Raw genomic sequence first — 21,931 nt, forward strand, 5'->3', positions numbered from 1 at the left:
ACAACGTTAACCGTTGAGGTCATTTCTAAAAGTTGGTAAGACCCGCAAAAGACATACCTTGAAATCATCTGGCAGAATTAAAGAAAGTCGGATCAGATTTAGTCATTACCAAACAAATCACGGGTATAGACTTTACTTGCAACGTCCACCAACTCATCGGCCATGCGGTTAGAGATTATCACATCGGCTTCCTGCTTAAACGCCTCCAGGTCACACACCACACGAGAGTGAAAGAATTCATCTTCCGACATTACTGGTTCGTAGATGATGACCGTAACGCCCTTGGCCTTAATGCGCTTCATGATGCCCTGAATCGATGATGCCCGGAAATTATCGGAACCACTTTTCATGATCAAACGGTACACGCCGACCACTTTGGGCTTACGCGCCAGGATGGAATCTGCAATAAAGTCTTTGCGCGTACGGTTCGCATCAACGATCGCGCCAATAATGTTATTCGGCACAGACGCATAGTTCGCCAGCAACTGCTTAGTATCTTTCGGCAAGCAGTAGCCACCATAACCGAATGACGGGTTGTTGTAGTGATTACCGATACGCGGATCCAGGCACACACCTTCAATAATCTGCCGTGAGTTCAAACCAAGGCTTTCTGCATAGCTATCCAGTTCGTTAAAGTAGGCCACACGTAACGCCAGATAGGTGTTAGCGAACAACTTGATGGCTTCAGCCTCAGTCGAGTCGGTAAACAGAGTTGGAATGTCTTTTTTAACCGCACCTTCCTGCAGCAACGCGGCAAAACGCTCGGCGCGTTCAGAACGTTCACCAATAACGATACGGGACGGATGCAGGTTGTCGTACAGTGCACTACCTTCACGCAGGAATTCTGGAGAAAAGAATATATTGTCGATGCCCAACTGTTCTTTAATGGAGTTCGTAAAGCCAACCGGAATCGTTGATTTAATTACCATCACCGCATTTGGGTTGATTTCGACCACATCGAGGATCACTGACTCGACGCTGGAGGTGTTGAAGTAGTTGGTCTTCGGATCGTAATCAGTCGGTGTCGCGATGATAACGTAGTCCGCGTCGCGGTAAGCATCATACTTATCGGTCGTTGCACGGAAATTCAGCTGTTTTGTCGCCAGATATTCTTCGATCTCCTTATCAACGATCGGCGATTTTTTCTGATTCAGCATCTCAACCTTAGTCGGGACGATATCCAGAGCAACCACTTCATGGTGCTGGGCAATCAGAATACCGTTGGATAAGCCGACATAACCGGTACCGGAAATAGTTATTTTCATTTGATAGAAACTTTTTTGAGTTAAACCACGGTGAAAGTCCATCGACCATCACAAGAATTAGTTTTTTAACTCTGACATCTAGTTAATGTCAAGGTTGAGTCCTGTTACCGGGAGGATGTTAAGGCCCAATTAACGGTTCGCAATTTCAGCGATACCACAGAACCTCGGCATCTTGGGCACAAAGAAGGCCGATAATAAACTTCGGGGCTGGAAATTATGGATGATTAAATCAGATTAATCTGCAGGTAGTGATTGTATAACTACGCGCTGTGGTTTTGAACGTTAGAACACCCATTCCTCCCCATAATCAAGTTAAAAAGTAGCATTAATCATCATGAAAATGGTGGAATACAGTCGCTCTGGTATACAGTTCTATTCTATGCTCACGATGATACCTATCCGAAGGCTTTCATACTGACACCACCAAAATGACTATGGCGTCGGTTACAGTTGTAGAACACTTCAATGTAATCGAAGATATCCACTGGCCATGCTACAAATTTTATATAACTTCTTCCTGATGTGTTCTTTTCAGAGAACAACTCAGGTACAGGATTTTCCCTGCAGCGGCCCATGCTCAGTGCCTGATTATTAACGCAATAGAACAGTGGCCATGCTCATTCCCCTGATCTCTGCACACCATGATGTTTTCGCCGCCAGACCGCAATTCAAGTGCATCCAACGACAGCACTCGTAACAGTTTGGATTTCATCGTTCAGCCCACCATTTATGACTATGGCCTGATTCAATCAGTCCTGCCAGATACTGAGTAGAGTAAGAGGCAGGGCGTAGTCGGACTATTTCCCTGCCTCTCCTCCCCGAACCGGACGAGCACCTTTCAGCGCATCCGGCTCTCCATTTAAACACTGGCGAACGCCATTGCCACTTCAGTGTAGCGCGATGTATACGTGTTTCTGGTTTCCATCCTCAGATAGGGATTACCTTCAGGCAGACGCCAGCGGAACAGCTTCTTGCCTTGCCCTACCAGCCGGCACAGGATTTCGCCACTGAGCTTGCCGTGGTTGGTTTTACCAAATAAAACCCACGTTTTACTATGACCCGGTTTCGGTGATTTACACCACCACCTCATCAGGGAAGCTATACCTGTACGGTATTTGCGGGCCAGCCAGTGAGCCAGCTTCCAGAACACGACACGGTCGATATAACTGAAGACTTTGGCCTTAAAATCAACGAACTGATAGAACGCAGCCCAGCCTTTCAGTTTTCGGTTGAGTTGTTCAACCATATCGACTTTGCTTTCACTGTAACTGCCTGATAACAGTGCTGTCAGCGATGCAGCGAAGTTTCTGGCTTTCTCCTGTGGGATCGTCGAGACCACCCGCATATCGCCATAACGACTGCGTTTACGAATGATCCTATGTCCCAGAAAGATAAAGCCGTCATTAACATGGGTGATTTTAGTCTTATCCATGTTCAGCCTGAGTTTCAGACTGCCTTCGAGCACACCCCGACACTCCTCCCTGATGGCCCCTGCCTGTGCTTTGGTGCCTTTGACGATAAGCACGAAGTCATCGGCATACCGACAGTACGCTACAGCTGGTTTCCACTGCCAGTTTTCTCTGTCTGCGGTGCTTCGGCTTCGCTGGATACTGTTATTCCAGTACCAGCGATCCTTTCTGGCTTTCCCGCTCAGGTAGCGTACATGCAGATACTGATCGAACTCATTCAGCATGATATTCGACAGCAGCGGCGATATTACGCCACCTTGCGGCACGCCTTCACTGGCCGCCCGAAAGAGACCGACATCAACATGTCCCGCCTTGATTGTTTTCCACAGCAGAGTCATGAAACGTGCGTCGCTGATCCTGCGACGCACGGCTTTCATCAGCAGCCGGTGATGTACTGTGTCGAAGTAGCTGGACAGGTCACCTTCAATAACCCAGCGCCCCCGTGTTTCCCCACAGTCGGTGAGTTGTAATTTCACCGTACGGATCGCGTGATGGACGCTACGTTCAGGCCGGAAGCCATACGAGAGCGTATGAAAATTACTCTCCCAGATCGGCTCCATCGCCATCAGCATTGCCCGCTGAACAATACGATCCCGCAGCGCGGGGATACCCAGTGGTCGCAGTTTGCCGTTGCTTTTAGGGATGTAAACCCGTCTGGCTGGCAGGGGCTGGTAGTGACCTGAGAGTAATTCATCCCTGAGGATTTGCAACTCAACAGCCAGTTTGGCCTGTAGCATTGTTTTGTTCACGCCATCAACGCCGGGGGTATGCGCCCCCTTTGATGAAAGTGTGATCCGCGCCGCTTCAGCCAGCCATTCTGGTTGTGTTATCAGACGCAGCAGCCGTTCAATCCGTCGGGACGGGTCGGTGGCTGCCCATGTGGCAAGCTTGCGTTGCATTTCGCTGATTATCAAAGGTCTTCACCTCGTTAGGTCAGTTAATTCACGTCGCAAACACATTTAAACTGCTTCCCTTCGCCATGTAATGGGCTTTCCCCATCGCGGACTACTACGGAAGCTCCGCCAGCCAGCCCGTCATCGGAGCCATGCCTCCTTAACATCCGTCGCTGACCTTCCCCGGTTTATCTGCCTGGACTCAGACATACTGAGGAGGCTGCCCGTCGCACTCTTTATCCTTGCTTGCCGCAAGTTGGCAGAAGTCAGCAACGCGAGCGTGATCGACGCTGCTGCCCCGATGTTTCGCATACATGTCAAAACACCTTCGACCGGCAGTGCTTAGGTATCACTGCTAGTTCCTCCTGCACGGCCTGTCAGATCACGTAGGCCATGGTGACGTTTTCAACCCACAGAGGCGGATTAACGGGTTCATGTTCTTCAGCCTTTCAGCACTTAACCTTGAGGATCATCTTGGCTTAGTGATCTCGCCTCAATCCCCGTTGTCAGCGGGTTACATCACCCTGCGGGCATGCCGCAGATCACTGCCGCTAAGGTTCACCACCGTCACACCCGGTGGGATTATTGGGTTTCTCATCGTGAGTTACCGGTTCAATATTCCAGACAGACTCGTGGTTCATTTGAGCATCCATGCCCGCCCTGAACTCCGGGCACACTGTAAGTAATATCGGTTGTCCTCACTTGATGAAGCTTCAGAGCAGTAAATTCATGCTGTAAGCAATTAGACACTATAAGTGATGGTCGAGTCGGAGTCCGCCAGGCACCTTATAACCATGTATATCTGTATCCTATTTTCCTCGTAACTCAAGCATCACGGTTGCTGCAGCACACCTCACAGATTTCAGAAAGAACACCGTAGATCCGGCGGTAACCATGAACTCCACTTCTCAGCGTATAAGTGCCACGGATGAGGTCGAGAAGCCGCTGGTTATCCTTTTCTCCGGCGGATACAGCTACATGGAACCAGACATAAAATCCATCTCAGACAACATTTTCCATAAATTCAGGGGGAGTCTATAGACTCCTCCGGCATTGTTTTATGATTTAGGGATTTAACGCTGATTTTAATCTCTTAGTAATAAACTTAACTGCCAAATTCGCCTGATAGTATTCCGCACCATTTTTACCTAATTCTTTACAATGGGAGGGATTATTCATCATTGTTTGTATACAGTTAACGACCTCATCAATTTGTTTATGGGTAAAACTATATCCAGCACAGGCTACTTTCTCAACAAACGTTCCATAGTCAGTAGATTCCTCAACTAAAGAAATAACGGGAATGGAACACCTAAAATAATCAATAGTTTTTGATGGAAATGTAGGAACATCAACATTATCGACTGTAGCAACTATTCCTAATTGACATGCTGACACCAACGCCAAATATTCATCACGTGGAACATAGTCATATAACAGAACATTTTTAATATTTTCATCAAAGATTCTTTTCTCAACGTCAGACTTTAATGAACCACTTCCCAATATAATAAACTTAACTCTATCAGAGTTTATATTCTTTTTAATATCTAATATACTATCAATACCACGTCCAGCTTCTAATTGTCCACCAAACACACAGACAAAATCATCACCAGCAATATGATATTTTTCTTTAATCAAACTTAGGCATGTGTTTTCCTGAAATATTTCATTTGGCCCCCATATGGGAATTATTTTCTTTTCACCGCAATAGTCAGGGTATTTATTATTGAAATACTCCATATTACGCTGACTCATCAACCCAACAAAATCACTTTTATAGATGTAAAATTTTTCAATCAATGAGAAAGGCTTAAGTAACAGTTTGGGCAGCAACCCTATCTGATAGTGATGATAAGGGAAAAAGTCCCATAATATAAAAACAGATGTGCATTTATATTTTCTTTTAAAAATCCAGTTAAGAAAACCACAAGTCATCGCAGGTGAAAAATGAATAATTAAATCATATCTATCTCTATTTATTTTTTGTGACACATCACGCCACATCCCAACACCAGAAGTAAGCCACTTATGTAATTTACCATATTTATTACTTCTTGGGCGAATAAGAAAAACACTCCCATCAGGCAATTCTATAGACTGTTCCAGATTAATGGAACTCCAGTCATTAAATATAACATCCACTACATCACCTTCGGTTTTGAATTGTTCTATTAACTCATTAGTTAACCATGGTGATTTCCCAGAAACATCCATTTTACTGCACAATATCAGTATATTCAATTTTTCGAACCTTCTCATAATAAAAATATACATACAACAAAGTAATACTTTGAGTTATTACATATCCTATCAATGGAGCTCGCCACCCAACATATGAAATTAAAAGCAAAGTAGCACCTATAAAAACTATAGAATTCAAAAACTCTACCGTAATAGAATATTTAACCTTTCCACAAGAAAGTATGTACATCAGAAGAGAACTATACAGAAGCTTAATGACATCACCAATGATTTGTAATTGTACATAGTTTGCTACTAACTTAAATTCCTTACCGAGCAGCAACCAGACAATAATATCCCTACCAAAATAAACGACAATAAGGCTACTAATTAACATTGGTATATAGAACACCATGAATCCTTTGAAATTTTTAACCTTAATGTCCTTTTTATTTACAGATGAAAGCTTAGGATATAGATAACTTAATAAAAATATAGAAAAAAATTGAATATAAGCATCTGAAATTTTTATGCTTGCGAACCAGTAACCTACAACCCCCCACCCTAATTCAGTACCAATTTCCTTTCTCAGAATAAATTGTGAAACAGGCCACAGCACCGCACCTGAAATAGTAACCATTGCGTAACCGGATAGTTTTTTTACATACCCAGAATCTATTCTTGTTAATGAAAAAATTCCACAATATTGTTTTCTTTTTTTAAAGAAATATATTACCCCATATATCCCCATATATAAATTAACAAACATAGCTGTATAGATCAAACTTTTTTCAGTAAAGAATAAAACCCCAATCAATACAGTAATCAAAAATAAAGCTGAGTTAAAAACTGTCTGCAGACTGCTATTCCACGTATCAACACCACTAATAAAAAACACATTCGAATATAAACCAAAAGCAACAAAAAGCTGCACTATCGCATAATATCGGATTATGTCTGCGTGCAAAACACTTGTGAAAATTAAGAATGAAAATTCATTTGCAAAAAAAAACAAAATAAAAAACAGTAAAATGTTTATAATGGCTATAATTGTAAAATTCTGATTAAAAACCTTAAGCCAACTATTATAATCTCCTTTATTTTCCGACAAATATTTAACCATTCCATTATTTCCTCCTCCCAGAGATAACATGGAAACAATAGCGACAAAGGTTAAAAACTGTCCTAAACTACCAAACTCTTCCGGAGTAATATAACTTGATAAAATCTTAAGATATATAAAACCCACCAACATTTTTATTAAGTTACTGCTACCTAACTTAATAAAATGTAGAGTCATACTGTTTTTTTCCACTTAACATCCTTAATAAAAATAACAATCCAAACTATGAATGCAGTATAGATTTCAGGTGCAATTGCGAGTTGGTTGCTCGCAGTGGAAAAATGACACCATAAAAAAAAATATAAAGACCATCACAGCAGAAAAAAAATCTCTAATACAGCCATCTTCCATGCAATTGCTAAGAACAGAGAAATTAATAATATAAAAGGAACAACAAGATAATAGGAAATATCATTAGCCAACCATGGATAGTTGATACTCCATGTATAACCATCACTCCAACCGACTCCATTTAGTTGTCCCATAAGCGAGCAACTATATAAATCAATATTCAATAGTTTATCAATTGCTGAAACAAGGAATGGAGAATGACCAACAAAGAAGGTAAAACACTGATCCATTTCCAATGTTAAGTAGAGTCCATAATATCCCTGGGGTAGATAAGACGTAACATGCTAACCGAAAAAATATCTCGTCCGACATAAACGAATGAAATATGGAGTTTTGATTGGCGTAAGCAATATTATAAACACAAAAATCAAGATCTCCACTCAACCGCTCATATTTCCTAAAAAAAAACAATGAAGAACAACAAAACAAAATTATAAGAATTAAGAATACCCTTAAAAAATTAATAAGTCGAAAACTCGCCACTTCTAATTTTTTGAGCAATCTATACAAGCGTTATGCTAACAAGAAGAATGACTAACTCACCAATTTCTCTATCAGTACCTCGGAAGATTAAAAATAAGATCATTCCAATTGCAAATATAAATACAAACCCAAAGAATACTTGCTTTCTTGTTAAGTATTTCCAGCGCATAACCATCAAGGGAATGACCGCATAATACAAAGGAGCCATTATTATGGAGAGTATTATGTAAAGATAAAATCTCCGCTTCCTTTTTCTGCCTCGTATGTCAACATTGTCTGATAGGCTAATCGAGGATCAATCGCTAATTCAAAAATATTACCAAGCGAGTTTCCTGTATAGATAAATATCGCCATTAGTGTAATGGTGAAAAGAATCGCTGCTATTGTCGAAAAATGCCTTGCTATTTTAGCCCCGAAACATAATTTTTTGATGATATAAATGCTTTCACATTTAGGCCTAAATAAATTCGTAGGTATGATGCACATATAATACAAGCTATAAATAGACTTAGTATCCACACCCCATTTGTATCTATTGGCCATAGAATAATATCTGACAGGAATAGCAAAAAGGTAAATAGCACATATAGCGGTAACAAACAAATTAGTGAGAGAAATTGAAACCTCAATATTTTTTGGTTTGAGAGTTTAGCTTATGATAGGGATTACCTCCACCTACAGCATATAAAACTGAAGAGAGATTTACTATATCTACGAAGTTATCGAAGTTTACACCAGAAAACACCATCACCCACTGAGAGTTAATATCTCTATAGTAAACTCAATGAAAACTTACATGATATTCCAACTATTAGCTATGCCCCGAAAAAAACATACAACTATAAAGATTATATATCAATAGCGATAAAATCACTTTACTAGCGGAATTGAATATAAGTATTGAAATTCCATATTATGTGTAACTTAGTCTCATTCCAATCATTTTTGTATTTGTCGCATAGCCAATAAACTATTAAGCTTAGCAAGATCTTATAGTGAGTAACTGCAAGAATTAACTCAGATATATAAAATGGAGAAATACAGCATCACTTAATTAAGCCAATAAGTAATTCAACTCTACTTATTGGCTATTAATAAAAACGGTTACTCTTGGAACCACTCAGTGTGGAACACACCTTCTTTATCGGTGCGTTTATACGTATGTGCACCAAAGTAGTCGCGCTGGGCCTGGATCAGGTTAGCCGGCAGTACCGCAGAACGGTAGCTGTCGTAGTAGGCTACCGCTGCAGAGAAGGTCGGTACCGGAATACCGTTCTGCACAGCATAAGCCACTACATCACGCAGCGCTTGCTGATATTCGTCAGCGATATTTTTAAAGTACGGAGCCAACAGCAGGTTCGCGATACCTTTGTTTTCAGCATAAGCGTCAGTGATTTTCTGCAGGAACTGCGCGCGAATAATGCAGCCCGCGCGGAAGATCTTCGCGATTTCACCGTAGTTCAGATCCCAGTTGTATTCGTCGGAGGCTGCGCGCAGTTGAGAAAAGCCCTGCGCGTAGGAGACGATTTTACCCAGATACAGCGCGCGACGAACTTTCTCAACAAACTCAGCTTTATCGCCAGCCAGTTTAGCCTGCGGGCCAGACAGCACTTTAGATGCCGCAACGCGCTGGTCTTTCAGAGAAGAGATGTAACGCGCGAATACGGATTCGGTGATCAGCGACAGCGGTTCGCCCAAATCAAGAGAACTCTGGCTGGTCCATTTACCTGTGCCTTTGTTGGCCGCTTCGTCGAGGATCACATCAACAAGGTATTTACCTTCTTCATCTTTTTTGGTGAAGATGTCTTTAGTGATGTCGATTAGGTAGCTGCTCAGCTCGCCTTCATTCCACTCAGTGAAGGTGGTAGCCAGCTCTTCGTTAGACAGGTTCAGGCCGCCTTTCAACAGGGAATAGGCTTCAGCAATCAGCTGCATATCGCCGTATTCGATACCGTTGTGCACCATCTTCACATAGTGACCGGCGCCATCGGCACCAATATAGGTTACGCACGGCTCGCCATCTTCGGCAATCGCAGCAATTTTGGTCAGAATAGGAGCAACCAGCTCATACGCTTCTTTCTGGCCGCCAGGCATGATAGACGGGCCTTTAAGTGCGCCCTCTTCACCACCGGAAACACCGGTACCAATGAAGTTAAAGCCTTCCTCGGACAGTTCACGGTTACGACGGATAGTGTCCTGGAAGAAGGTGTTACCACCATCAATAATGATGTCGCCTTTGTCCAGATACGGCTTCAGAGAATCAATGGCAGCATCGGTGCCAGCACCCGCTTTCACCATTAACAGGATACGACGAGGGGTTTCAAGAGACTCGACGAACTCTTTCGCCGTGTAGTAAGGAACCAGTTTCTTCCCCGGGTTCTCGGCAACAACTTCTTCAGTTTTTTCGCGGGAACGGTTGAAGATAGAGACGGTATAACCACGGCTTTCGATGTTGAGCGCCAGGTTGCGCCCCATCACTGCCATACCGACGACGCCTATCTGTTGCTTGGACATTACATACTCCTGTCTGGTGTGGTCGCCGCGCTACTTATGCGCGGCTTGAATGTATTCTAGATGTTAACTCAGGATACTTGAAAGTAGATAGCAGTTGATGCGCTAACTCAACATGTCACATTCAAAGCGCATCCAGAGACATTATGCTTTGCATGCCATACCAGATCACAAATGCCATCAGTAGGCTGAAAACCTGTTGGAATTTTCAGTAAAAGATTACGAATGATATCATGCTCAAATTTAGTACATGCCTCATCCATTTGCTTAAGGTAACTTTCAAGTTCTGTCCAACTGAGCATATCTTCATGTGCAGTCATAATTCTCGGATGAGATGTACCAAGAACTTGCTCGCCAATCAGCAATTCTTCGTAGAGCTTTTCTCCTGGGCGCAACCCAGTGACTCTAATTTCTATATCGCCATCCGGATTTGATTCATCTTTAATTTTTAAGCCGCATAGTTTGATCATACGAGTAGCAAGGTCATATATTCGAACAGGATCACCCATGTCGAGCACAAAGACATCTCCACCTTTAGCCATGGCACCGGCCTGGATAACCAACTGAGAAGCCTCTGGTATTGTCATGAAATAGCGGATGATATCTTTATGCGTCAGAGTAACAGGCCCGCCTTGCTCAATTTGCTTTTCAAACAATGGAACAACCGATCCTGATGAGCCTAAAACATTTCCAAATCTAACCATGCTAAAGCAAGTTGTCGATTGTTCCTGTGCTAATGCCTGTAAGACTAGTTCAGCAACACGTTTTGTAGCTCCCATCGTATTAGTCGGTCTTACCGCTTTATCGGTTGAAACCAGGATAAAAGTCTCTACATTGGACGATATTGCTGCTTGAGCACAATATAATGTTCCGAAAATATTATTTCTGACACCTTCCACAACATTATACTCAACCAAAGGAACATGTTTGTATGCTGCTGCATGATAAACAGTATTAACGTTAAAAACTCGCATAATTGTTTCTAAACGATGTAATTTTTGTACTGAGCCCATTAATGGAATTATTACAACGTCATTATTGTTATTATGCGCGAGCGTAGTTAATTCTTTTTCAACCGAATAAAGTGCAAATTCAGACACTTCAAACAAAATCAATATCTTTGGATGTTGGAAGATAATTTGTCGGCAGATCTCAGAGCCAATTGAGCCACCAGCTCCAGTAACCATGACAACTTTATCACGAATATTCTTTGCTAATAATTCTGCGTCAGGAGAAACTGGTTCTCTTCCGAGCAGATCATCAATAGACACTTTTTTGAGTGCCATAATTTGAGCCTTTCCTTCAATAAGATCTACCATACCTGGTATGGATAAAACCTCACATGGAAAATCCTCTAAATATGTAATTACTTCCTTTCTTTTCTCAATTGAAATTGAAGGCATCGCTAGTAGTATTTTTTTAATACCATAGCGATGAACTAATTTTTCAATATTTTTACGAGAATAAACAGTTACACCATGAATAACGACTTTATTCAATAGTGGATTATCATCAATAAATGCAACCGGAAAATATTCATCTACCTGCCTTAGTGCTGTTAAAAGTTGTCTGCCAGAAGCACCTGCCCCATAAATAATGACGGGCGTTCGCCCACGCACAGCATAGGTAAGCAACATTCTAAATAATAGTCTCGACCCGCAAATGAATAATAAAGAAAAAGCAAAATAAATTATTGGTATTGCTCTTGGAAGAAATATATCAAAGAAATAAGATAATGTTATAAGCAGTACGGTTGATATGCTAAGGCCTAGCAGGACGGTAACAAATATCTTCGCTGTCACATATCTTAAGACTGTACGATATAAACCGGTTCTTGCAAAGATACATACAGTAACAACAATAAGACAAGCCAGTAACTTCCAGTGCTCGTAGCTAGTATAAGGTGCAGAAACATCCATCCGGACCCAAAAAGCTCCCCAGAAAGCGATAAGCAATAAAACAAAATCTATTGCCACCATGATTATGCGTTTTATATTACGAGGCAAACTGAGTAGTTGCGTTAACATTCTATACCACATTTTTAAAAGAGGAGGCGGCGTAATCAGCCACCTCATATCAGATTAATCAATACTTATCGTTGCCAATAGATGTTAATTAAGTGCATTTTTCAAAACCTTATATGCAACTTCGCATGTTAGTTCAATTTCCGAACATGTTAGCGTCGGGTGTACCAGAAACATCAAGCTAGTCTCACCTAATTCAAACGCATTAGGTAGAGGAGTTTCAGGACGCCATGGAGTGTTATCGAATGCTTTTTCTAAATAAATCTCAGAACAACTTCCTTGATAACAAGGAACTCCAGCATTATTAATTTCATTAATAATGCGATCCCTAGTCCACCCTTCTTTTAATGCTGATGGCTTAATAAACACATAATGTTTATATTCTGCATGTTCAATATAATCTGGAATATTAACTAACCTAACACCACTCAGGTCTGCTAATGCTGCATCTATAGCTTTCCCATTTTCCTGACGTCGCTTAGTCCAATCAGCCATTCTTCTTAATTGAATTCGCCCAATCACAGCCTGCATTTCAAGCATGCGCCAGTTGGTACCAAAAGATTCATGCAACCACCGGAAGCCTGGCTTATGTTCACGATTATAAACAGCATCATAACTTTTGCCGTGATCCTTATAACTCCACATAGCAGACCACAATGATTTATCATTCGTAGTCACCATTCCACCTTCACCGCCTGTTGTCATGATTTTATCCTGACAAAATGACCATGCAGCGATATGGCCAATACTTCCAACACCTTTTCCTTTGTAACTTGCGCCATGTGCTTGGGCGCAATCTTCGATTACATAAAGATTGTGTTTTTCAGCTAAAGCCATAATAGGATCCATTTCAGCTGGCATCCCGGCTAAATGTACGACAATGACAGCCTTAGTATTAGGTGTTAAAACAGCTGAAATGGTCTCCGCTGTAATACACTGACTGTTGAGGTCTACGTCTGCAAATACAGGATTAGCGCCTGCAGTTACAATGCATGATGCTGATGCTAAAAATGTACGAGATGTGACAATCACATCATCACCAGGACCGATATTTAACGCCTTAAGGGCTACGTCTAGGGCTAATGTCCCATTACTTAATGCAACTGCATATTCTGTCCCTACCCACTCAGCAAATTCCTTTTCAAACAAACGGCATTCATTACCTGTCCAATAATTTACTTTGTTTGATAACAATACTGAGGTCACAGCGTCTGCTTCTTCTTGTGTAAACGAAGGCCATGGAGAAAAATTAGTATTTAACATTGAAACACCTTTGAATATTTAAAATTGAACTCATCTGACACATAGAAATATTTTCGATTAATTTATATATAGATATCCTTTATCATAAAATACTCTATATGCTGTTTCCCAAAGATCTGGGGCTATGAACTCTCTTTACTTTTCATTCTTACATAAGCATATCCACAAATGCCACGAGTAATATTATTTGAATGACATAACATCCATACAACGAAACAAAAGTATCGTCTGCAAAGTCACTAAATATCGAGTTTTGATATTACTTATCCGATGATTTCCCTTTAAACTCTGGCATAGTTGAGTGCCCCTCAGCAGAGATGCCTTCTCTAATTACAACTTTTTTTACAGTAAGAAAGAGAATTTTAATATCCAGCCACATTGATTGATGGTCTACATACCAAACATCAAGCCTAAATTTCTCATCCCAACTAATAGCATTCCTACCATTTACTTGTGCCCAGCCAGTTATGCCGGGTCTTACCTCATGGCGACGATTCTGTTCCTGGTCATAACGTTCAAGATAACTCATTAGAAGAGGTCTCGGGCCAACGAGACTCATATCACCTTTAAGTACATTCCATAATGCAGGTAATTCATCAAGACTTAGCGCCCTTATTTTTTTGCCAAACTCTGTAAGTCTCTCTTCATCTGGCAGTATATTGCCATTGGAATCAGTGGCATCTTTCATACTGCGAAATTTTATCATTTCAAAGGGTAGACCATCTTTTCCGGGCCTAATTTGTTTAAATAATGCAGGTGTACCCAATTTTTGTCTTACGAGAAGGTAGGTAACACCAATAATGGGGGATAAACATATTAGCAGTACTGAAGATACTGATACATCAAAAAAACGTTTAATCATATTATTGAATAACCTTCTTAAATATTGTGACGAATTTTTTCACACCTTCATGAAGACTTAATTTGGAGTAATAATATTGAGCCCCGTTATCACCCATTTCTTTTAACTCATTTGTAGATAATAATGTAAGCTTTTCAATTCCTGAAGAGATTGAATTAGGATCGTCAGAAGAGCAAATAATCCCAGCACTGGCATTTCTGACAAGTTCTGCAGCATCGCCATCAACAGCCATTATAATGGGTTTACCACATGCAAGGTAGGCTTGAGTTCTGGAGGGTATAGTGATAGTAAAAAGATCATCTTTAATAAGATGAACCAATAATGCATCAGCTTGTTGTAGTATATCTCCAATCTCGGTAATTGGCACTCGAGGTAAAAAGATTACATTATCAATATTATTCTCTGTAGCAAATTTCTCTGCATCAGCCTTTGCTAAACCAGCCCCAACAATGACAATATTGGCCTTAACACCTTTGTTTTTTAAAAGTTGCGCAGCAGATATAATAGAAGGTAACCCTTGTGCTAAACCGAGATTACCTGCAAAAACAACATTGAATCTATTTGATGGAAGAATAACATTACTTTTTTTATTACTTTTAAGACTTTCTTCATCACACCAGTTATAGATAACCTCAATTTTATCCTCAGGTACACCGCGAGAGACCAACTTAGCTTTAAAGCCAGGAGAGAGAACAACAATTTTTGCTGCGCGACGGTACACAAAATTGCATAAATAGTTAAGTGTATTTAATATTTTTTTGTTAGTTAACATTCCTGTAGAAGCTAATGTATCAGGCCAGAGGTCTTGAATATCTACAATAAATGGTTTTCTTTTGAAGAAAGATATCAATGATGCTGAAAGTGCTGTGGTTAAGGGTGGATGATAAGCATATATAACATCTACTTTCTGCCTGGACAAAACACCAAAGATCATGCTTGATAAAAAGAATGAACCATAATTGAATATTCTTTTTAACGCAGTAGAACCATGATCTGGATACAGTGGCACCCGATTGATTATTATATCGTCATGACTATCTTTTTGGAAAATCTTAATCTTATATCCATCATAAATCTTGCCGCCTGGGTAATTAGGAAATCCTGTAATAACACTAACTTCTACATCCTGCCTTCTCAGTTCTTTTGCAAAAGCAAGACCTTTAAAGGTAGGTTCAGGATCAAACCATTGTGTCAACAATAAGACTTTCACTTTAATCTATACACCATCAAAAAGTCACTCTGGACTCGCCAGAGTGATGGCCTTATTAGTATTTACGCCAAACAACACGTTTAACATAATCAGTATAGGAGAGGATAATTCTTGCCACTTTATCAGAGACATTTGGCATTGAATAGTCACTCACTTGGCGTAGGAGTCGTTCATTATCACGTGGCTGATTTTTTATCATATCAAGAGCCTGAAGAATACGCTCAGGATCAACACCGGTCATAATTACCGTGCCTTCTTCCATTCCTTCTGGACGCTCGTGCGCCTCACGGATATTGATAGCAGGAAAATTGAGAATCGATGACTCTTCAGTAATTGTACCGCTATCAGAAAGGACTGCTCGTGCTTCCTTCTGTAATTTTACATAATCTTTAAAGCCAAGCGGCTTTAACAATTGTACGTGCGAGTTAAATACAATCCCTTTTGCATCAATTCTTTTCTGAGTTCTCGGGTGTGTAGAAACAATTACGGGTAACTGATAAGTTTCTGCTACTTTGTTTAACGACTCGACAAGATTCATTAAATTCTTATCTGAATCAATGTTTTCTTCGCGGTGAGCACTTACTACAAAATATTCGCCGGATTTGACATTAAGACGCTCAAGAATATTTGATGCTTCAATACCATCGGAATAATGAGTAAGAACTTCAAACATTGGGCTGCCAGTCTTAATGATACGGTCAGCTGGTAATCCCTCCGCAAGAAGATATTCTCGTGCTATATCACTATAGGTAAGATTAATATCAGCTGTATGATCAACAATACGGCGATTTATCTCTTCTGGTACTCGCATATCAAAACAACGATTTCCCGCTTCCATATGGAAGATAGGAATCTTGCGGCGTTTAGCCGGAATAGCAGCTAAGCAGCTATTTGTATCACCAAGGACTAGAAGTGCTTCTGGTTTGATGGATTCCAGCACTTCATCAATTTTGATAATAATTTGCCCAATAGTCTCTGCAGCATTTTTACCTGCTGCATTCAAAAAGTGGTCAGGTTTGCGGACGCCGAGATCGTCGAAAAAAATTTGATTAAGTTCGTAATCGTAGTTTTGACCAGTATGAACAATCGTATGTTCAAAATAATCATCTAGTTTAGCCATAACACGCGACAATCTGATAATTTCAGGTCGTGTACCAACGACAGTCATAACATGCATTTTTTTCATCTTTTACTCATCAGAGATTTTATAGTTAACTGTATCAGGATTCTCAGGATCAAAAATTTCATTTGCCCAGAGCATGACTATCATTTCATCATCACCAATATTCGTGATGTCATGCGACCAGCCAGGAACAGTCTCGACTATTTTCGATTCATCTCCATCAATAAATATTTCGTAATAGTCATTCGAATCAATATGTCTGAATGCAAATTTTGCTTTGCCCTTAATAACCAAGAATTTCTCATTTTTAGTATGATGATAATGCCCACCTCTTGTAATGCCAGGATGTGCAGTAAAAAATGAAAACTGACCAGACTCTTTGGTTTTGAGCATTTCAACAAACGTCCCGCGAGGATCACTATGACGTTTGACTGAATAAGCAAATTCTGAGGGAGAATAATAACTCAGATAAGTTGCATACAGCGCTCTGGTTAAACCGGTACCAACGTGGTCGATTAGCAGGCCATGCTGCTTATTCTTAAATGACCTGATGGTGTCAACAACGTTACCGACACTCGTACTATAAACAGGTGTGACTTCTGCGCTTTTCTCATCAACTTTGCCTTTTAAGCAATCAACGAATGATTTGCAGACATCATCAATATAAACCAGTTTTAGCGGGGCATCCGGATTATTTATAGTCACGTCTAACCCGTTAAGAATATTATAGCAAAAAGTTGCAACTGCTGAGTTATAGTTAGGTCTACACCATTTTCCAAACACATTAGGTAAGCGATAAATATACGTTTTTGCGCCAGTCTCTTTCGCATATTTGCTTACTGAATATTCTGCTGCCGCCTTACTTTTTCCGTAATGGTTGTCGAGTTCAGCTTGAATTGATGAAGTTATGAGTAAAGGAGTTTTATTACCAAAATAAACTAATTTATTTACAATGTAATCAGTTAAGTTAGCATTGCCCTCATAAAACTCTGAATCACTTGTTGGGCGGTTAATCCCAGCAAGATGGAAAACAAATTCCGCAGATTGCAATGCTTCATCAAGCTGCTCAAGTGAGTTGTCTCGATCGATACAAATTACATCGTCATACCCGTTTTCACGTAAATGGACACGCAGATTTTTTCCGATGAACCCATTAGAACCAGTAATGACAATCTTCATATTATTCATCCAGTTGATATTCTTTTTTATCGCAAATAGCTCTAATAAAAGCCAATTTTAGCAATAATTTTTTCATACCTTCTACATCAAGACGTTCTGTATTGTGTGAATTATAATCTTCAATTTGCGAAATTCGCTGATCGCCCTGTTCTACGTATTTCCCATAATTGAGGTCTCGAAGATCAGGTGGAACACGGTAATATTCACCCATATCTTCAGCAGCGACCATTTCTTCACGGCTCAGTAATGCTTCATACAATTTTTCACCGTGGCGGGTACCAATAATATGTACAGGATGTTCTGGAATCTCCATCAGTTCTTTGAGTGCAATAGCCAATGTTTCAATTGTTGCAGCTGGTGCTTTTTGAACAAAAATATCACCATTATTGCCATGTTCAAAGGCGTATAATACGAGATCAACCGCATCATCTAAAGTCATCATGAAACGTGTCATATTTGGGTCAGTAATCGTCAGAGGTTTACCCTCTCTAATCAAGTCCACAAATAATGGAATAACCGAACCGCGCGAAGCCATAACGTTTCCGTATCGAGTACCACAAATTACGGTTTTAGACTTATCAACATTTCGGGATTTAGCTACGATAACTTTCTCCATCATAGCCTTGGAAATACCCATCGCATTGATAGGATAAACTGCCTTATCTGTACTCAGGCAGACAACACGTTTCACACCATTTGCAATTGCAGCCTCGAGTACATTTTCAGTACCTAACACGTTCGTTTTTACTGCTTCCATGGGATGGAATTCACAAGATGGTACTTGCTTCAAGGCCGCTGCATGGTAAAGGAAATCTACACCACGAGTTGCATTTAAGATTGATTGATAGTCACGGACATCGCCAATATAAAACTTCAATTTCGAGTTATTATATTTTTTTCGCATGTCGTCTTGCTTTTTTTCATCACGACTGAAAATACGAATCTCTGCAATATCCGTATCTAAAAATCTTCTTAAAACCGCATTCCCAAAAGAACCTGTACCACCTGTAATTAACAAAACCTTATTTTTAAACATATAAAATTTCTCTCATTAGCTTTTTAGACGCTTAACGTCTTTTCCTACAACGTCTTTGACTGTAGTAAATTAAATATTAATCTTATAAAAATGAAATCTACTGGAAGTGTATGCAGTTTTGCTTTTTCTGATCGTTTATTAATCAACAAAGTTCAGAATTACGTTTAGAAAGATCAGGCATCGATATGCCTTCACGATCAAGCACGCTACCGCCCCTGGCTTTACAGCTACCAGATCACTAGCTAGATTCCAAAGATGATGGTCACTGCCAACTCAGGCAAAGACGCCAAAATCAAGCACTAATTGTCTTACCAAATGCTGACAGAAACAAGGAAAAACCCAACAAAAAACAGATTAAACTTAGTAGGTTAACTTATTATAATTAGTTGCTTTTCATATAAAAAACGACAGTAACACTCCGCTGCATAAAGCATAGACACCGGAATGTTAACTGCCGCTCTTTTTTCGGGCATACATCACAAAGACGTGAACATCTTCTACTCGCTCAACAACTTCTCAATGCCCTTCCGGAACTTCGCCCCTTCTTTAAGGTTACGTAGCCCATACTTAACGAATGCCTGCATGTAGCCCATCTTTTTACCACAGTCATAGCTGTCGCCCGTCATCAGCATGGCATCAACAGACTGTTTTTTAGCCAACTCTGCAATAGCATCAGTCAGCTGAATACGTCCCCAGGCACCTGGAGCAGTTTTTTCCAGCTCTGCCCAGATATCAGCAGAAAGCACGTAGCGTCCTACGGCCATCAGATCGGAATCCAGCGTTTGCGGCTGATCCGGTTTTTCGATGAACTCAACGATACGGCTGACTTTACCTTCGTTGTCCAAAGGCTCTTTGGTTTGAATAACCGAGTACTCAGACAGGTCGCCATCCATGCGTTTAGCCAGCACCTGACTACGTCCGGTTTCATTAAAACGAGCAACCATTGCAGCCAGGTTATAACGCAGCGGATCCGCACTTGCGGTATCCAGAACAACGTCAGGTAATACCACGACAAACGGGTTATCACCAATGATAGGACGAGCACAAAGGATGGAATGACCCAGACCCAGCAACTGAGCCTGACGGACGTTCATGATGGTCACGCCCGGAGGACAGATAGACTGCACTTCGGCTAAGAGCTGGCGCTTAACACGCTGCTCAAGCAGCGATTCTAGTTCGTAAGAGGTGTCGAAGTGGTTCTCAACGGCGTTCTTAGACGCATGAGTCACCAGAACGATTTCTTTGATACCGGCAGCTACAATCTCGTCGACAATGTATTGAATCATCGGCTTGTCTACGATCGGAAGCATCTCTTTAGGGATTGCCTTCGTGGCAGGCAACATGTGCATCCCCAGACCTGCTACCGGAATAACTGCTTTCAAATTAATCATTAAGTCATTCACCTATTCAATTGTTGCTGAATTATAGCTTTTTAGCTTGTTTTAGCCAGTATGAATTACATTACTCCGATGCCGCGTATGTTACGCCGCTTAACTGCGGAATGCAGTAATCTTAATCCCAGGCGGGTACAACTTTTGCCAGGAATGGTCGCAAAGTTACCTCCCCTGCCCCGGCAGTCGAAAATTCACCGCTTCGACATTCACCACCTGATGGTTTACCCGGTCAATGTCAACTGAACTTTGCCCGCTTTCGTTTACCGCATGGATATTCGCCAGTGATAGCAAGGTGCCCTGCTTAGCCATAAACTTGCCGCGCACATCCTGGCGTAGATCGAATTGCATCTTGAGCGCGGGTCCTGTTGCGGATTGCTGCATCACTCTGATGTTACGTAAAAAAAGATGCTGCGGTTGGTTGTGCAACTCAAGCGAGGCTCGCTTCATCTCAACGTTGGTAATGGCCACGAACGACGTTGCATTACCTGATGAGATCTGAATGCCGCGTAATTTATATTCAAGTTTCGTGTTATCCAGATGGATATTATTTAACTTAAAGTTCTGCGGGATGGATAAATATCGTCCTTTAATAACACCGTAGCCAATGAGCATACCTGCGCTATTTTCCATATTGATATTATCAATCACGAAATTATCACAGCCATAAATAGCAACCGTTGCATTATCAATGCCTGCTTTCTTGCTAAAATCTGGGGTAATATTTCGTGCGGTGATATTACGAATGATAAAATGTTTGCCGTTCTCTACATGGACTAACTGTCGACAGTCGGTACCGGTGATATTCGCCACCACAAAATTTTTTACCGCCAGTTCATCGGGATAGGTATTGTCATAGGTACTGCCCGCCAGTCCGATGCCGATGCCCCAGTTCACGTTGCCATTGGTACAGTTAATACGTTCAATGACATGGTCAGAAATGAGGATGTTGCTGTCGTTGATCGCCACATTCCACTCAATGGCATCTCCCTGTAGATCGCTAAAACGGCAGTTTGTAATCTTTACGCCATCCATCCGGTTATGAAAGCCCTGACGCAGGATCCCATAGTTAGCGCGCGTGACGGTAATATCCTGAATAGTCAGATTGCGCATCAGCCTCGGTGTTTTGCCGCCGATATAGACTTGTGTCACTGGGCCAAAACCACTCATGGCAATCCCTTTTATCACACAGTCTGAACCGCGCACATCGAGGGTAACATTCCTCAGGCTCCCCCCCAGCTCACCCACTACCTTACATCCATCCTGCAGAACAAAGCGACCGCGGCCATTGCCGCTGATTCTGCCTTGCAGGTGTAGCGTTTTGCCAGGAGGAATAACAACAGCGGTATTGAGATCCTTACATTCCAGTTCTTTGGGTACGACTACCGTTTGTCCTTCTTTGAACGCCTGCCGGAAAGAAGCGACCCAATCCTTTAGGTTGTAATCCTGAATGTTGACGCAGCCCGATGATTCAAGCGCCCGGACAACGGGAGTATGCAATACGACAAGCGCAGAGCCTGCCGTCAGAAAAGTACGGCGTGAGAGTTTGTTCTCTGACATA

14 protein-coding genes and 1 pseudogene are annotated in these 21,931 nt (G+C 41.2%); all 15 read right to left on the reverse strand.

Translation table 11 applies throughout. The features are described 5' to 3' along the window. Positions 1-98: 98 nt before the first annotated feature. Complete coding sequence (gene ugd, locus OGY04_RS19385) at positions 99-1,265, reverse strand: UDP-glucose 6-dehydrogenase (RefSeq protein ID WP_071445414.1); 1,167 nt, start codon at positions 1,263-1,265, stop codon at positions 99-101. An 859-nt stretch (positions 1,266-2,124) separates the two neighbouring features. Next, on the reverse strand, positions 2,125-3,633 hold the full coding sequence (gene ltrA, locus OGY04_RS19390; RefSeq protein ID WP_286586018.1) for a group II intron reverse transcriptase/maturase: 1,509 nt from the start codon (positions 3,631-3,633) through the stop codon (positions 2,125-2,127). Positions 3,634-4,305: 672 nt separating this feature from the next. Continuing rightward, positions 4,306-4,626: pseudogene (locus OGY04_RS19395) on the reverse strand (IS3 family transposase); the annotation flags it as partial. 66 nt (positions 4,627-4,692) lie between these two features. Continuing rightward, positions 4,693-5,847, reverse strand: a complete 1,155-nt coding sequence (locus OGY04_RS19400) for a glycosyltransferase family 4 protein (RefSeq protein ID WP_286585880.1) — start codon at positions 5,845-5,847, stop codon at positions 4,693-4,695. Position 5,848: 1 nt separating this feature from the next. Next, a complete protein-coding gene (locus OGY04_RS19405) occupies positions 5,849-7,129 on the reverse strand; it encodes an oligosaccharide flippase family protein (protein ID WP_286585882.1) in 1,281 nt (426 codons plus the stop codon). A 1,746-nt stretch (positions 7,130-8,875) separates the two neighbouring features. Beyond that, the gene (gene gnd, locus OGY04_RS19410; RefSeq protein WP_286585883.1) at positions 8,876-10,285 is read right to left on the reverse strand and encodes an NADP-dependent phosphogluconate dehydrogenase; all 1,410 of its coding nucleotides are present in this window, start codon (positions 10,283-10,285) and stop codon (positions 8,876-8,878) included. Between the two features lie 107 nt (positions 10,286-10,392). Next, positions 10,393-12,309, reverse strand: a complete 1,917-nt coding sequence (locus tag OGY04_RS19415; RefSeq protein ID WP_286585884.1) for a polysaccharide biosynthesis protein — start codon at positions 12,307-12,309, stop codon at positions 10,393-10,395. Positions 12,310-12,393: 84 nt separating this feature from the next. Continuing rightward, on the reverse strand, positions 12,394-13,569 hold the full coding sequence (locus OGY04_RS19420; protein WP_286585885.1) for a DegT/DnrJ/EryC1/StrS family aminotransferase: 1,176 nt from the start codon (positions 13,567-13,569) through the stop codon (positions 12,394-12,396). 259 nt (positions 13,570-13,828) lie between these two features. After that, positions 13,829-14,431 (reverse strand): sugar transferase, encoded by a 603-nt coding sequence (locus OGY04_RS19425; RefSeq protein ID WP_071444759.1) that lies wholly within the window; start codon positions 14,429-14,431, stop codon positions 13,829-13,831. A 1-nt stretch (position 14,432) separates the two neighbouring features. After that, positions 14,433-15,641 (reverse strand): glycosyltransferase family 4 protein, encoded by a 1,209-nt coding sequence (locus tag OGY04_RS19430; RefSeq protein ID WP_286585886.1) that lies wholly within the window; start codon positions 15,639-15,641, stop codon positions 14,433-14,435. 55 nt (positions 15,642-15,696) lie between these two features. Next, on the reverse strand, positions 15,697-16,827 hold the full coding sequence (wecB, locus tag OGY04_RS19435) for a non-hydrolyzing UDP-N-acetylglucosamine 2-epimerase (RefSeq protein WP_071444761.1): 1,131 nt from the start codon (positions 16,825-16,827) through the stop codon (positions 15,697-15,699). A 3-nt stretch (positions 16,828-16,830) separates the two neighbouring features. Then, the gene (wbjC, locus tag OGY04_RS19440; protein ID WP_071444762.1) at positions 16,831-17,943 is read right to left on the reverse strand and encodes a UDP-2-acetamido-2,6-beta-L-arabino-hexul-4-ose reductase; all 1,113 of its coding nucleotides are present in this window, start codon (positions 17,941-17,943) and stop codon (positions 16,831-16,833) included. A 1-nt stretch (position 17,944) separates the two neighbouring features. Then, entirely contained in the window at positions 17,945-18,979 is a 1,035-nt protein-coding gene (gene fnlA / locus OGY04_RS19445) for a UDP-N-acetylglucosamine 4,6-dehydratase/5-epimerase (protein ID WP_071444763.1), read from the reverse strand. Between the two features lie 497 nt (positions 18,980-19,476). After that, the gene (gene galF, locus OGY04_RS19450; protein WP_071444764.1) at positions 19,477-20,370 is read right to left on the reverse strand and encodes a UTP--glucose-1-phosphate uridylyltransferase GalF; all 894 of its coding nucleotides are present in this window, start codon (positions 20,368-20,370) and stop codon (positions 19,477-19,479) included. 165 nt (positions 20,371-20,535) lie between these two features. Beyond that, entirely contained in the window at positions 20,536-21,930 is a 1,395-nt protein-coding gene (gene wcaM, locus OGY04_RS19455; RefSeq protein WP_286585888.1) for a colanic acid biosynthesis protein WcaM, read from the reverse strand. Between the last annotated feature and the right edge of the window lies 1 nt (position 21,931).

Source organism: Citrobacter sp. Cpo091 (genome assembly GCF_030332645.1).
GTDB classification, from domain to species: domain Bacteria; phylum Pseudomonadota; class Gammaproteobacteria; order Enterobacterales; family Enterobacteriaceae; genus Citrobacter; species Citrobacter portucalensis.

Coding starts and splice junctions, on each gene's coding strand:
- ugd (WP_071445414.1), bottom strand. CDS start 1,265: ATGAAAATAACTATTTCCGGTACCGGTTATGTCGGCTTATCCAACGGT.
- ltrA (WP_286586018.1), bottom strand. CDS start 3,633: ATGCAACGCAAGCTTGCCACATGGGCAGCCACCGACCCGTCCCGACGG.
- OGY04_RS19400 (WP_286585880.1), bottom strand. CDS start 5,847: ATGGATGTTTCTGGGAAATCACCATGGTTAACTAATGAGTTAATAGAA.
- gnd (WP_286585883.1), bottom strand. CDS start 10,285: ATGTCCAAGCAACAGATAGGCGTCGTCGGTATGGCAGTGATGGGGCGC.
- OGY04_RS19415 (WP_286585884.1), bottom strand. CDS start 12,309: ATGTTAACGCAACTACTCAGTTTGCCTCGTAATATAAAACGCATAATC.
- OGY04_RS19420 (WP_286585885.1), bottom strand. CDS start 13,569: ATGTTAAATACTAATTTTTCTCCATGGCCTTCGTTTACACAAGAAGAA.
- OGY04_RS19425 (WP_071444759.1), bottom strand. CDS start 14,431: ATGATTAAACGTTTTTTTGATGTATCAGTATCTTCAGTACTGCTAATA.
- wecB (WP_071444761.1), bottom strand. CDS start 16,827: ATGAAAAAAATGCATGTTATGACTGTCGTTGGTACACGACCTGAAATT.
- wbjC (WP_071444762.1), bottom strand. CDS start 17,943: ATGAAGATTGTCATTACTGGTTCTAATGGGTTCATCGGAAAAAATCTG.
- fnlA (WP_071444763.1), bottom strand. CDS start 18,979: ATGTTTAAAAATAAGGTTTTGTTAATTACAGGTGGTACAGGTTCTTTT.
- galF (WP_071444764.1), bottom strand. CDS start 20,370: ATGATTAATTTGAAAGCAGTTATTCCGGTAGCAGGTCTGGGGATGCAC.
- wcaM (WP_286585888.1), bottom strand. CDS start 21,930: ATGTCAGAGAACAAACTCTCACGCCGTACTTTTCTGACGGCAGGCTCT.